This is a genomic window from Brevibacterium jeotgali (assembly GCF_900169175.1).
Lineage (GTDB): Bacteria > Actinomycetota > Actinomycetes > Actinomycetales > Brevibacteriaceae > Brevibacterium > Brevibacterium jeotgali.
Genome location: NZ_FXZM01000018.1, coordinates 1 through 12,560, shown reverse-complemented (window position 1 = coordinate 12,560; position 12,560 = coordinate 1). Strand labels below are relative to the sequence as shown.

The window sequence follows — 12,560 nt, the reverse complement described above, 5'->3', positions numbered from 1 at the left end:
CGCTCGGGCTCCTCTGTTCAGTCGTCGGTCGCGGCGCCGTCGTCGTGGTGCACGTCCTCGTGGTGCACGACGGCGCCGCTGGGCGTCAGATCCGCACGGCACGCCCCACCCAGACCGGCGGGGAGATCCGACGCTCCGCCGCCGAGGCCGCAGTCGCCTCCGGCAGCACCGTCGCCCGGCCGTCGGCCTGGCTGACATGGATCCCGAGGATCTCCTCCGTCGCGACGAGCTCGTCGCCCACGAACATCTCGTGGGCGAGGTGGAGCTTCTTCTGCGCGACGCCCACGACGTGGGTGCGCACTCGCAGCCGCGCGCCCTGGGCGACCTCCTGCAGGTAGCGGACGTGCGCCTCCACTGTGTAGAGCGAGCAGCCAGACTCCTGCCGGTAGTCGGGGCCCAGACCCAGTGCGTCCATCGCGGCATCGGTCGCGAAGCCGAACACCAGGACGTAGTAGCCCTCCGTCAGGTGGCCGTTGTAGTCGATCCAGTCCTCGAGGACGGGGGTCTCGTACGTCGTGAGGCTCATGCGGCGCCGCCGTCGGACAGCTGGTCGTCTGACTGCTGGCCGCCTGACTGCTGGTCGTCTGTCTGCTGGCTGCCTGTCTGCTGGCTGTCATCCTGTGAGCCGGCGTCCTCCGCCGCACCGGGCAGACTCGAGCGCAGCTCGCCCACGACCCGGCGGACGTCGATGATCGCGGCGTCGCGAGCAGTGACGAGGTCGTCGAACGTACGTCCGCCCGCCTCGTCATCGCAGCCGGCGATGACCGCCTCGCGCAGCTCCGGCGTGAGGTCCGGCGCGGTGAGCCGGGTCCACGGGGACAGCAGCGAGGGGCCGAAGTGGTCGAGCATGTGGGCCATGCCGCCCTCTCCCCCGGCCAGTGCGAAGGTGAGCATGGGGCCCTGCAGCGGCCAGCGCAGCCCGGGGCCATCGGTGATGGCGCGGTCGATCTGGTCGACGGTGGCCTCCCCCTCGTTCACCATGTGGAGGGCTTCGCGCCACAGCGCCTCCTGGAGGCGGTTCGCGATGAAGCCGGGCACCTCGCGGTCCATCCGGATGACCGACTTGCCGATCACGTCGTACCACGTCGCGGCCCAGTCCACGGCGTCCGGCGAGGTGCGCTCGCCACCGACGACCTCGACCAGGGGGATGAGGTAGGGCGGGTTGAAGGGGTGGCCGACGACCAGACGGTCGGCGATGCCCTCCTCGGCGGCGTGGACGGCCATGTCCGTCATCGAGTAGCCGGAGGTCGAGGATGCGATGACGACGTCATCGGCAGCCGCGTGGGCGATCCCGACGAGCAGCTCCTGCTTCATCTCCAGGACCTCGGGCGCGGATTCCTGGACGAAGCCGGCGCCGTCCAGGGCGTCGGCCAGGTCCGTGTGGACGCTCCAGGCGTCCTTGTCCGCGTTCGCCGCGAGGCCCAGACGCGTGAGCGCGGGCCATGCGGAGTCGATGAGGCGGCGGAGCTTCTCCTCCGCCACCGGACTGGGGTCCCACACCCGCACCCGCAGTCCGCGGGCCAGGAAGTAGGCGGCCCAGCCGCCGCCGATCGTGCCGGCACCCACGCAGGCGACGGTGTCGATGGAGTCGATATCGCGAAGCTGCATGTCTCAGGCCTCCTGGGCGGGTGCGGGGTGGGCGGTGAAGGACGGGTGGGTGGCGTGGCGGCTGGCGCGCTCTGCGACCCGCAGGGGCAGGCCGAGCATCTCGCGCGCCTCGTCCGGTGATGCGACGGCGGAGCCCATGCCCTCGATGACCCCCACCGCGCGTTCGGTGAGCTGCGCGTTCGTTCCCTTGACGCCCTTCGACAGGTAGAGGTTGTCCTCCAGGCCCACGCGGACGTGGCCGCCGGCCAGGACCGACTGCGCGACCCAGGCGAGCTGATTGCGGCCGATCGCGAAGGACGTGAACTGCGCCGTCTCCGGCAGCATGTTCACCATCGCGGTGAGCAGACCGGTGTCCACCGGAGCGCCGTAGGGGATCCCCTGGCACAGCTGGTAGAACGGCGGGTCGTCGAGCAGGCCCTCCTCGTACAGGACGTTCGCGAACCACAGATTGCCGGTGTCGAAGATCTCCAGCTCCGGCTTCACCCCCAGCTCGCGGATGCGGGCGGCGCCCGCGCGCATCATGTCCGGGGTGGAGATGTAGGTGTTCGATCCCTCGCCGAAGTTGAGGGTGCCGCAGTCCAGCGTGCAGATCTCCGGGCGCAGGGCCTCGACGTGCGTGAGGCGCTCCGCCTGGTTCACGAGGTCGGTGCCCTCGAGCTGAGCCGTGGGGTTCTCCGGATCGATGACCAGGTCGCCGCCCATGCCCGCGGTCATGTTGATGACGGGGTCGACGTCGGAGGCGCGGATGAGGCGGGCGACCTCGGCGTAGAGCTCCGTGTCGCGGGATCCCTGCTTCGTCTGCGGGTCGCGGACGTGGATGTGGATGATCGAGGCGCCGGCGCGGGCGGCGGCGATTCCGGAGTTCGCGATCTCCTGCGGGGTCACGGGGACGTGCTCGCTCTTGCCGGCGGTGTCACCGGCGCCGGTCAGGGCGCAGGTGAGGATGACGCTGCGATTCACAGTGCGGTTCATGGTGGTGGCCCTTTCGGACGGGGACGGCTGAGGTCTGGAACTGGCGGTGTCTGGAACTGGCGGTGTCTGAATCCGGGAGTTTCCGGGTGTGGAAATGCTCCGGGGGAGAGAGAAAGTGCCCGAGACTGCGTGGGCCCCTGCTGGCCGGGCGTGCCCGATCTCGTCAGGCGGAGCTGGTCTGAGCGGCGTCAGACGGACGTGGCCGGAGCAGCGTCGAGCGGGTCGCTCGCGGGAGGCGAGCCGTACGGTCCCTGGTGGACGAGTTCGGCATCGATGTGCGAGTGGATCGTGGCGAGCATGTCATCGGGGTCGAGCAGACCTGAGAGCACTCGCACTCCCAGCCCATCGATGAGCCCGGTGAGCCTGAGGACGGCGATGTCGACGGGCTGCGTGCGGAACGCCCCGGTGCCGATGCATTCGGACACGATGTCGTGCACGGTCCGCTCCCAGCGGCTGTAGCTGCTGGCGTGCTCGGCCCGCGCAGTCTCGCTGTTCGCGGCGGCGGCCCACATCTGGACCCAGATGGCCCATTCGTTCCGTGTGACCGACTGCTTCGGCAGCTGGAGCTCCACGAGCACGCGCAGCCGGTCCACGGGATCGGCGATCTCGCCCAGCTCCGCCAGTTGGCGGTCATAGGCGAGCTTGACGCTGTAGCGCATCGCCTCCGCGAAGATCTCCCACTTGTTCGCGAAGTGGTAGTGCACGGCCGGAGCGGAGACGTCAGCGGCCTGCGCGATATCGGCCATCCGGACGTTCTCGTACCCGCGCTCCGCGAAGAGCGTCCATGCTTCGACGACGATCCGGCGCCTCCGCAGACCTCGGTCCGTCGGGGAGTTCGACACCTTGGCGGGAAGGGTTCCGGGCGACGGGGCTGCCGTCGATTCTCCATCGGAGTCCGTGCCCGTGAGCAGCCAGCTGACCGTCACACCCGTGATGGTCGCGAAGGCGAAGAGCTCATCCGACCGGAAGCGGCGAGCGCCGGAGAGCGACTTCGACAGCTTCGTCTCGTCCAGAGAGATCGCCCGGGCGACTTCTCGCTGCGCCAGGCCGGAATCCTGCAGGGCGACGCGGAAGCGCGCGGTCATCTCCGGCGCGCGCACATCCCTCTGCTGTCCCATATGGACGACAGTACAGTCGACTTGCGACTATCGCAAGCCATTGAGTCAGGTTAAGCAACAATCGCAAGTCGTCTGGAGATGCAATGTGCGGGTCGCGGCGGTGGGTGGCGTGGTTCTCGCGTCGCTCAGCGCCTCATGAGAAGGGCCTGGCGCGCGGCTTCAGCACCGTCGGGTGGTCAGCACATCGAGGCCGTTCGCTGTGCGCACGCGTCCGATCCGGGTGAGCCGTCGGTCGACGAGGCGGAAGCCGCCGGCAGTGATCCGGATCAATCCCATCCGGTTCCCGGGGGAAGGATCACGATCCTGGCTCGACCATCTGCTCGCTCCGCTCCGAATCGGCCAGTGCGGTGTTCTCCAGGTGGGTCAGGCAGGAGCCGGGCAGCGATTCCGTCTTCGCCGCCTGTCCGGACGACGAGAGTGTGCACTGCGACGACCGCACCGGGAAGACTGCACGACGCGCCCGGTCCGACACCTCGGTGCTCTCGGCGAACGTGGGGAGTCACCGGGCGCAGCTGCACGCCCACCCATCGGCTACGCCATCTACAGCGCGGGCCTCCGCGCTGCGTGATCGGTGAGCTCCTCGAACGCCTGGGCGGCCAGCAGCAGCTCCACGTCCTTCCCGGGTGCCGCCACGAGCTGGACACCCACCGGCAGGCCGTCGCGCGTGAAGCCCGCAGGCACGGACACGGCGGGGCACCCGGTCGCAGAGATGACCGTCGCGGCACGCATCCATTCGAGGTAGTCCTCCATGGGCTTGCCGTCGATCGTCTCCGGGTACTCGAGGTCCGCGTCGAACGGCGCCACTGAACTCGTCGTGAGGACGAGCAGGTCATGGTGCGCGAAGTAGGTCTCGACGGCTCCCTGCAGCCGGGCACGCGCCGCGTCGGCGGACACGAGCTCGTCCACCGTGAGGTTCAGGCCCATCTCCGTGTTCCAGACGACGGATTCCTTCACCTGGTCGCCGTGACGGCGCACCGTCTCGCCGAACCGCGCGGCGAACTCGTAGGCGCGGGTGACACGGAAGACCTCGTCCGCGTCCCGGAGGTCGGGGACCATGCCGTCGACGTGACCGCCGCCGATGGTGAGCGAGTCCGCCGTCCGGTCCACGACCTCGGCGACGGAGGGGTCGACCTGCAGCATCCCTCCCAGATCGGTCGAGAAGCCGATCCGCAGGCCGCGCAGGCCGGAGCCGGGCCGGTGCTCACCGGGCCAGCGGAACTCGAGCCGGTCGAACACGGATCCGGGCTCCTGCACGGACAGCGGCGCACCAGCGGCCGGCCCGCAGGCGGTGGCCATGAGCAGCGCGACGTCACTCACCGACCGGGCCATGAAGCCCGACTGCGCGAGCCACGACCAGGGGTTGCCGGGCAGCGTCTGCGGGATCCGGCCGTTCGTCGGTCGCATGCCGACGATGTTGTTGAACGACCCGGGCAGCCGCAGGGAGCCGCCCATGTCCGACCCGTCTCCGGACGCCTGGACGCCCGCAGCGATCGCCGCGGCCGCCCCTCCGGACGAACCTGCCGCGGACTTCGTCGCGTCATACGGATTCCGCGTCGTGCCGAAGACCGGGTTGAACGTGTGGGATCCGGCGGCGAATTCGGGCACGTTCGACTTGCCCGTCGTCACGACGCCCGCGGCTCGCAGCCTCGCGATCACCAGCGCATCGCGGATCGGCACATTGTCGGCCAGGATCGGCGAGCCGTAGGTCGTGCGCATCCCGGCGGTGTCGTGCGTGTCCTTGTGCGTCATCGGGACGCCGTGGAGGGCGGTGAGGCGATCGCCGCGCGAGAACGCGGAGTCCGCGGCCGCAGCCTGCTCGTAGGCGCGCTCGTCGTCACGCGTGACGACCGCGTTGAGGGCGGGGTTCACCCCGTCGAGGCGGGCCAGGTGATCGGCCAGCGCCTCGCGTGCGGACAATCGGCCCGCGGCGATCTGGGCTGCCAGTTGCCGAGTGCTCAGCCAGGTGAGCTCCGATTCGTAGGCGGAGCCCTCCGGCGAGGTCCTGCCCGGCGTGACGACCCCGGCGCCCTCCGAGGCGCTCACGGCCCGCTCGAAGCGCGGAGCCTGCGCCGACCCGCCGGTCACTTCGCCACCTGCGCGCTCTGGCTGTCATCCTGGCCCACGCGCGTGAAGAGCGCGGTGAGGCCGGCGCGGACGCCGGTGCGCAGCGTCGTGGCAACGTCGTCGGGCCCGAAGAACGGCGAGTGGTTGCCGCCGGGCACTCCGGTCTCGACGGTGTCCGCCGCGTATCCGCCGAAGAACCAGTAGACGCCGGGCACGCCCAGCGAATCCGCGAAGACCCCGAAGTCCTCGCTCCCCGTCACAGGTCTCGCCTCCGTCACGCTGTCTCCCCCCAGCTCCGCAGTGAGCGCGGCGAGGACCTCCGCCGCCTCCGTCTCGTCGTTGAAGCAGCGCGGGAACCCGTACATCTCCTCGACGTCGGGTTCCGGTGCGCCCGCGGCCTGCGCCTCACCGCTGATGACGCGGCGGACGGCGGCGAGCACTCGTTCGCGCACGTCAGGCTCGAACGTACGGATGTTGAGTTCGAAGACAGCCTTCGCCGGGATGATGTTCTCCTTCAATCCCGCGTGGAACGTGCCGACGGTGAGCACGGCCATGTCGGAACCGGCGACCTCCCGCGACACGACGGTCTGCAGTCGCGTCACCATGTAGGCGCCCAGCACGATCGGGTCGATCGCGTTCTCCGGCTGCGAACCGTGCGCCTGCCTGCCGTGGACCGTCACGCGCAGGGAGTCCGCCATCGCCATCGCTGTGCCGATCGACAGATTGACAGTCCCGGCGACTCCCGGCCAGACGTGCTGCCCGTAGACCGCCTCCGGCTTCGGCACGCGGTCCCACAGGTCGTCCTCGACCATCGCCGCAGCGCCGGCGGCGGTCTCCTCCCCCGGCTGGAACAGCATGACCACGGTGCCCGTCCACGCGTTGCGGTGACTGGTGAGGAGCCGTGCGATCTCGAGACCCGCAGAGATGTGCGTGTCGTGCCCGCACCCGTGCATCACAGGAGTGACGGTGCCGTCGGGCAGCGTGCCGGTCGCGGTCGACGCGTACGACAGGCCCGTCGCCTCCTCGATCGGCAGTCCGTCCGTGTCCGCGCGGAAGGCGACGACTGGACCTTCCCCGTTCTCGATGACGGCGACGACGCCAGTGCCACCGACGGTCTGCGGGGCGAGACCGTACGACCGCAGGCGGGCTGCGATCGTCTCTGCGGTCCGGTGCTCCTGCATCGAGAGCTCCGGGGCGGCGTGGAACTCGCGGTAGAGCTCGACGAGCGCGTCGAGACCCTCCTCGAGACTCGTGGTGATCTCCGACGGGAGCGCCATGGTGTTCCTCTCGTGGGCCGTGCGATTCTTGGATGTCTGAGTGGACGGCGAGGACTCCACCCCTACTGCAACCCTCCTCACGGTAACGCGGAACGGAGCGATCCGACAGAGCGGACGCGGACGGTCAGGGTTCTGACACGAAGAGCGCGGTGCCGCGCGACGATCCAGTCCGAGGCGCCCTGTGCCGAACCTGCCACACCTGCGGCACACCTCCCACACGGACCCGCAGTGCAATGGATGTCGACGATGACCGCCCGGCGCTGTGGCAGACCCGCACCGCCGGCCGAGGAGAGGCGATCCGTGCAGCACTACCGACACCCACTCGGCCCCAGTCGTGCATGCACCGCAGAGGGGCCACCGGCGGATCTCTACGGGCTGCCGGCCCTGCCGCCGGATGGTCCGGCACCGCAGCCTGCGCCTGTGCGAGACAGCCGAGCGCGGACGGGCCCTGTCCAGACCGGTCCTGCCCAGCCGAGATCCTCGCACTCGAGAGCTGCCGGTTCGAGAGCTGCCCAGCTGAGGCCCGCCCGTTCGAGACCTGCCCGGCCGAGACCCGTCCGTCCCGGACCGAACCGGGCAGGTCCCGGCCGGCCCCACCCTCACCAGAGCAGGGTCCGCCGCCTCGTCGTGGGGCTGGTCCTGGCGGCGGGAGTGGTGACGGCCGCGGCCTCGGCGGTGGCGTTCTTCTCCGGTTTCTGACCAGCCGTCAGTCGAGGTGGCGGACGAGCGCCGGAACCACCCGCGCACGGGTCAGCGGCGCGATCGCGAACGCGGCCGAGTCCTCCGGCAGCGAATCAGGGTCGAACCAGGCGACGGAATCGATCTCCGCCTGGGGCTGGATGTCGTCGAAGTCGAATCCCTCAGGCATCCCCCGGTGGACGAAGACATCGCCGATGACCTGGTGGTCCGCCTCGTTCGCGGCCGGAGCCTCGAAGGTGCCGAGCTCCTCGAGGTCCTCACGAAGGAGGGGAAGACCCAGCTCCTCGTCGACCTCGCGGATGATCGTGTCGATCGGGGCCTCCCCCGGCTCGGGCTTGCCGCCCGGAAGCATGTACGCGACGGTGCCCCGCTTCCGCACCATGAGCATCGTGTCGCCCCTGCGCAGCACGAGCGCGCTCACGCGGATGGTGCGGACCGTCGCGCGGTCGTCTCGTCTCGAAGCGGTGGAATCGGGCATCGAGCGGTGGTCCTCTCCTCATCGGCAGAACGCCGAGCCTGCGCGGATGGTGCGGATGGTGCGGATCTGCAACGCGGTGTCCACGGGGCAGACGCCCTGTCCTCGCTATCCTGGAAGGACCGTCACATCGTAGAATCGGTCACCGCACCCGTAACGTAACGCATCGTGACCGGCTGGTCGGCCTCGTCCGATCATCGCCCGGCGGACCATCAACCTTCACAGCACCGACGCGCACCCGACACCTGGGAGAGAACAATGACCTACGGCAACCCCCCGTCCGACCCGCCGCAGGGCGGCCAGGGCCCCTATGGCTCCGGCCCCTACGGCTCCGGACCCTACGGAGCCGGGCCGTCGCAGCCGGCCGGACAGCAGCCGTACGGCCAGCAGCCCCCGCAGTACGGCTCCCAGCCCGGCGGCCAGCAGCAGCCCCCGCAGTACGGATCACCTCAGTACGGATCACCCCAGTACGGCGCACCTCAGTACGGCGCACCCCAGCAGGGCGGAGCCCCGTACGGCGCCCCTCAGCAGGGCGGCGCGTACGGCGCGGCGCCGATGGGCGCCGGCTCCACCACGACGGCCGTCCCCGGTGGACCTCAGCAGATGGGTCCCGGCGGCGAACCTGCGCTCAGCCAGCCGCTCTACGGAGCGACCTTCATGCAGGCGACCAAGCGCTTCTTCAAGAAGTACGCGCGGTTCTCCGGCTACGCCTCACTGAGTGAGCACTGGTGGGCGTACCTGGCCGTGGCGGTCATCACCCTGGTCGTCTCAATCCCGTTCTTCATCGGGTATGTCATGGTCATCGCGAGCGCAGCGACGATGGACCCCTATGCGACGAGCATGCCCACAGGCGTGGGCGCCGGCGGGCTCGTCATCATGATCGGCGGGATCCTCCTTCTGCTGGTGTCGCTGGCGCTCCTCGTCCCCACACTGGCGCTGCAGGCGCGACGTCTGCACGACGCAGGGTTCTCCGCCCTGTTCCTGCTGCTCTACCTGGTGCCCTCCGTGGGCTCGCTCATCGTCCTCGTCTTCATGTTCCTGCCGACCAAGGTCGAGGCGCGGAAGCCGGAGTGGGACGACCCCAAGGGCGACTGACCGTCCCAGCCAGACGGAGAAGGCTGCCGGGCAAACGTCCGGAACCGCCGAGGTGCCGCCCGGGTTCGCACACCGCGAGCCCGGGCGGCATCGTCGTTTCCGGACACTGCATGCCTGCGAGCACCTCGTGTGACACCTGCTCCCTGAAGCCTCTTGTGGGGCAGCGCGTTCGAGTCTACAATAGAACTACTCGATCAACGATGATCGCTCACAGCGACCGCCACAATGATCGCCGCTGTTGACGGAAGGGGAGCACGGTGTCCATCGCAGACGGCCATGCGAACCGCTCCCCTTCGAACGATCACGTCACTGATGAACGCGGGATCCGCAGTCTGTCGGATGTACGCGCAGCCCTGGCCCTCGGGCACCCACTTCTCGGTGATATCGGGACACTGCTGAGCAACCTGCACATCAACCCCACCGCTGGTTCCGGTGAGTCCAGTGCCGACCAGACACCGTCCTCATGCGCGGACGTGCTCTCGTCGCATACCGCGATGGTCGACCGGCTCCGCGCACATGAACTCGTCCACATCGCCACCACCGCACTCACACTGGCCCTCACTCGCCGCAGCTCGGAGGTCCGGCTCGCAGATCTGCTGGCTGACGAAGAGCCCGATCGTGCAGGGCCTGACAGCGCAGTCGACGCCACTCCCCTGAGCCTCGAGGACCCGGAACGCTTCCTCACACGCGCGGAGTATCTGCTCGAACGTGAGCACGAGGCCGTCCTGAACGTCCGGCTGAACGCACGAACGGGTGACTCTCGTCGTCGCGTCGGGCTCGCTCTCACCGCATACATCGGGATGCCGCTGCTCCTGCGGTCAATGCTCAGCGGTCAGATCCGGTTCAATCGGTGGGAGGCACTCACGCGCAGGTTCAAGCACCTGCCGCTCACCCACCTGCATGCCCTCGACGTGTTCCTCGCCGGGCTGGATCCCCGATATTCCCTGGGCCAGTTCCTCCGGCACGCCGCCTCCTTCCTCGCACAGTTCGAGAGCAGACCTGTCCTGGCCGCCCGGGCGCGGACTGAGCGCAGCGTCTGGGTCGAACACCTGCCCGACGGCCTCGCGCTCCACTGCATGAAAGGTCCGGCCCCTGTCATCGAAGCCCACCACACAGCGACGAGGGCCGCAGCGACCGCGATCTGGAAGAACCAGCTCACGAACATGACAGTCACCCGCACCGATCGCTCCACATACAACGAAAGCGGGTCGACGCCTTCTTTCGGCAGCAGATCGTCCGATGGCGAGGAGTCCTCTGACGACAAGAGTGTGCCTGACGACAAGGTGGCGTCTGACGTCGAAGGCCTGCCTGACCTGAGTAGCCTCTCGCGCTCCGACGATCGCTCGATCCGGCAACTGATGTTCGACCTCCTCATCGGCGCCACCCCGCGCACGCAGAGTGTGCTGGAACGGGTGACCGTGGGCGGCGAGACGACCGATCGCTATCACGTCGACATCGTCTGCCCGGATGAGGCAACGGTCCTCCGCAAGCAGGCGACCGTCGTTGTGACGGTTCCGATGACCACGCTCCTGGGGCTGGATGACAGGCCGGGCACCATCGCAGGCGAGCCCCTCCCGGCAGACATGGCCCGCACCATCGCCGCCTCATCCACGTTCTGGTACCGGATGCTCACCGACCCGGCGACAGGGCAGGTACTCGACGAGGTCGCACTCAAGTACAAGCCGGACAAAGCCACCCGCCTCTCTGTGCTCGGCACATGGCAGACCTGCACAGTGCCCGGGTGCAGCAGACCGGCGCAGGAATGCGAGATCGACCACGGCATCCCGTTCGACCACGAGCACCCTGAAATCGGCGGCCGGACAGAGCCCGCCAATCTGCATCCGCTCTGCACATCGCACCACCAGGCGAAGACGGAAGGACGAATCCGCATGCGCCGCACCCAGAACGGCGAGGTCGAGTGGTTCCTTCCTCTGGGCACGACAGCCACCACCGTCGCCCCTTCCGTGGATGACGGCGGAGTCCTCACAGCAGCGTGTGCCCCCGAAGACACGCCAGCACGCCGCGAGGCGCGACGCACAGTGGAGCGGAGGACGATCCGCGACCCGCAGACCAACCGCCGCGTCGCGGACGCCGCATTCGACCAGGCCGGACGGGACTTCGTCGCCGCCGAACACGCCGCGGAGAAGCGTCGGGCCACGAGGACGTCAGAGAGGGCGACCCTCGTCCAGGAGCAGATTCGCATCCGCCGCTGGGCGGAGGTGACACGTCAAGGACTGCAGGACCGAACAGACAGGCTCCGTGAGCAGGAGGCCACTGCTCGCACGAGAGAACGGAGAGCGGCGCGCGACGAACAGCTCGCAGCACTCGCCCACGCCGACGCGGAAGCGAAGCTGGATGAGGCCACGAGGCTGACGGCAGCGGCAGCACAGCGTCAGAAGAGCCCCTCACGGTCGTCTGGGCAGGTGCCTGGACAGGCGGTTGCTCACGGTGCCGCTCGACCACAGTCGGCTTCGGAACGCATCCGGTACCGGACCCTCATCCCGATGCGCATTGAGCATTTCGAGCTCGAGCACGGACTAACCGGCAGCCTTCACACCCCGGTGTTCTTCGGAGTCCGGCCCGTGAACGTCGAGGACACCCGATCCGACGACCGAGCGCACAGCGAGAAGAGCCGGTCTGCCCCCAAGCGGTCGAGCACCGGGCCGAGACTCTCGATCGCCGAAGACGGGCTGGCGACTGTCCTCCATGACGCCTTCGCCCACAGGCGGGTCGTGATCGTCGATGAAGGCATCGGTCCGCGCAGCACACCGAAGCCGGGGTCCGACTCAGCGACGAAGTCGAAGCTCGAATCCGAGCCAGAACCAGGCTCAGGCACAGAAGACGACGTCGACGACGATCCGCCGCCGTTCTAGGAACATTCGACCAGGAACGAACACCACACTGAGCACGAACACCACACAGAGCGGGGCCCCGGATCCCACAGGATCCAGGGCCCCATCAGTGTCGCTGAGAGCTGGTCGCCCAGCGTCGTGTGTGGTCAGTGCTTCTTGTAGACCAACTGCTTATTGACGAACTCATCCATCGCCAACGGCCCCAACTCACGACCCACACCCGAACGCTTCACACCACCGAACGGCAGATGCTCACGCGAACCCTCCGGCGAATTCAGGAACACCATCCCCGCCTCGATCTTCGAACCCACACGCTCCGCACGCTCCAGATCATCAGAGAACACCGCAGAACCCAGACCGAACGGCGTGTCATTCGCCAACGTCACAGCCTCCTCATCAG

The 12,560-nt window shown here is 68.7% G+C and carries 11 protein-coding genes; 2 read left to right on the top strand and 9 right to left on the bottom strand.

What is annotated here, in order from left to right; translation table 11 throughout:
- Positions 1-85: 85 nt before the first annotated feature.
- The 8 genes from BJEO58_RS13905 to BJEO58_RS13875 form a co-directional block, all read right to left on the bottom strand.
- Entirely contained in the window at positions 86-526 is a 441-nt protein-coding gene (locus tag BJEO58_RS13905) for a thioesterase family protein (RefSeq protein WP_101590064.1), read from the bottom strand.
- Positions 523-1,608, bottom strand: coding sequence for a 3-hydroxyacyl-CoA dehydrogenase NAD-binding domain-containing protein (locus tag BJEO58_RS13900; RefSeq protein WP_101590063.1), 1,086 nt, complete (start codon positions 1,606-1,608; stop codon positions 523-525). The genes BJEO58_RS13905 and BJEO58_RS13900 overlap by 4 nt, the downstream gene beginning before the upstream one ends.
- 3 nt (positions 1,609-1,611) lie before the next feature.
- A complete protein-coding gene (locus BJEO58_RS13895) occupies positions 1,612-2,568 on the bottom strand; it encodes a beta-keto acid cleavage family enzyme (protein WP_101590062.1) in 957 nt (318 codons plus the stop codon).
- A 200-nt stretch (positions 2,569-2,768) separates the two neighbouring features.
- The gene (locus BJEO58_RS13890) at positions 2,769-3,698 is read right to left on the bottom strand and encodes a TetR/AcrR family transcriptional regulator (protein ID WP_101590061.1); all 930 of its coding nucleotides are present in this window, start codon (positions 3,696-3,698) and stop codon (positions 2,769-2,771) included.
- Between the two features lie 295 nt (positions 3,699-3,993).
- The gene (locus tag BJEO58_RS15030) at positions 3,994-4,137 is read right to left on the bottom strand and encodes a hypothetical protein (protein WP_180951972.1); all 144 of its coding nucleotides are present in this window, start codon (positions 4,135-4,137) and stop codon (positions 3,994-3,996) included.
- A 101-nt stretch (positions 4,138-4,238) separates the two neighbouring features.
- Positions 4,239-5,783, bottom strand: a complete 1,545-nt coding sequence (locus BJEO58_RS13885; protein ID WP_101590060.1) for an amidase — start codon at positions 5,781-5,783, stop codon at positions 4,239-4,241.
- Positions 5,780-7,039, bottom strand: coding sequence for an amidohydrolase (locus BJEO58_RS13880; RefSeq protein WP_101590079.1), 1,260 nt, complete (start codon positions 7,037-7,039; stop codon positions 5,780-5,782). The genes BJEO58_RS13885 and BJEO58_RS13880 overlap by 4 nt, the downstream gene beginning before the upstream one ends.
- Positions 7,040-7,745: 706 nt before the next feature.
- Positions 7,746-8,216 (bottom strand): NUDIX hydrolase, encoded by a 471-nt coding sequence (locus tag BJEO58_RS13875; RefSeq protein WP_101590059.1) that lies wholly within the window; start codon positions 8,214-8,216, stop codon positions 7,746-7,748.
- Between the two features lie 255 nt (positions 8,217-8,471).
- On the opposite strand from BJEO58_RS13875, the gene BJEO58_RS15280 reads away from it, so the two are divergent.
- On the top strand, positions 8,472-9,308 hold the full coding sequence (locus BJEO58_RS15280) for a DUF805 domain-containing protein (RefSeq protein ID WP_246076140.1): 837 nt from the start codon (positions 8,472-8,474) through the stop codon (positions 9,306-9,308).
- A 494-nt stretch (positions 9,309-9,802) separates the two neighbouring features.
- The gene (locus BJEO58_RS13865; protein ID WP_144573900.1) at positions 9,803-12,181 is read left to right on the top strand and encodes an HNH endonuclease signature motif containing protein; all 2,379 of its coding nucleotides are present in this window, start codon (positions 9,803-9,805) and stop codon (positions 12,179-12,181) included.
- Between the two features lie 125 nt (positions 12,182-12,306).
- On the opposite strand, the gene BJEO58_RS13860 is transcribed toward BJEO58_RS13865, so the two are convergent.
- A partial coding sequence (locus tag BJEO58_RS13860; RefSeq protein ID WP_145997561.1) for an aldehyde dehydrogenase family protein occupies positions 12,307-12,560 on the bottom strand: 254 nt, incomplete at its 5' end.

What these genes read in the sequence shown, in the direction of transcription:
- BJEO58_RS13905 (WP_101590064.1), bottom strand. Translation starts at nt 526, where the DNA reads ATGAGCCTCACGACGTACGAGACCCCCGTCCTCGAGGACTGGATCGAC.
- BJEO58_RS13900 (WP_101590063.1), bottom strand. Translation starts at nt 1,608, where the DNA reads ATGCAGCTTCGCGATATCGACTCCATCGACACCGTCGCCTGCGTGGGT.
- BJEO58_RS13890 (WP_101590061.1), bottom strand. Translation starts at nt 3,698, where the DNA reads ATGGGACAGCAGAGGGATGTGCGCGCGCCGGAGATGACCGCGCGCTTC.
- BJEO58_RS13880 (WP_101590079.1), bottom strand. Translation starts at nt 7,039, where the DNA reads ATGGCGCTCCCGTCGGAGATCACCACGAGTCTCGAGGAGGGTCTCGAC.
- BJEO58_RS13875 (WP_101590059.1), bottom strand. Translation starts at nt 8,216, where the DNA reads ATGCCCGATTCCACCGCTTCGAGACGAGACGACCGCGCGACGGTCCGC.
- BJEO58_RS15280 (WP_246076140.1), top strand. Translation starts at nt 8,472, where the DNA reads ATGACCTACGGCAACCCCCCGTCCGACCCGCCGCAGGGCGGCCAGGGC.
- BJEO58_RS13865 (WP_144573900.1), top strand. Translation starts at nt 9,803, where the DNA reads ATGGTCGACCGGCTCCGCGCACATGAACTCGTCCACATCGCCACCACC.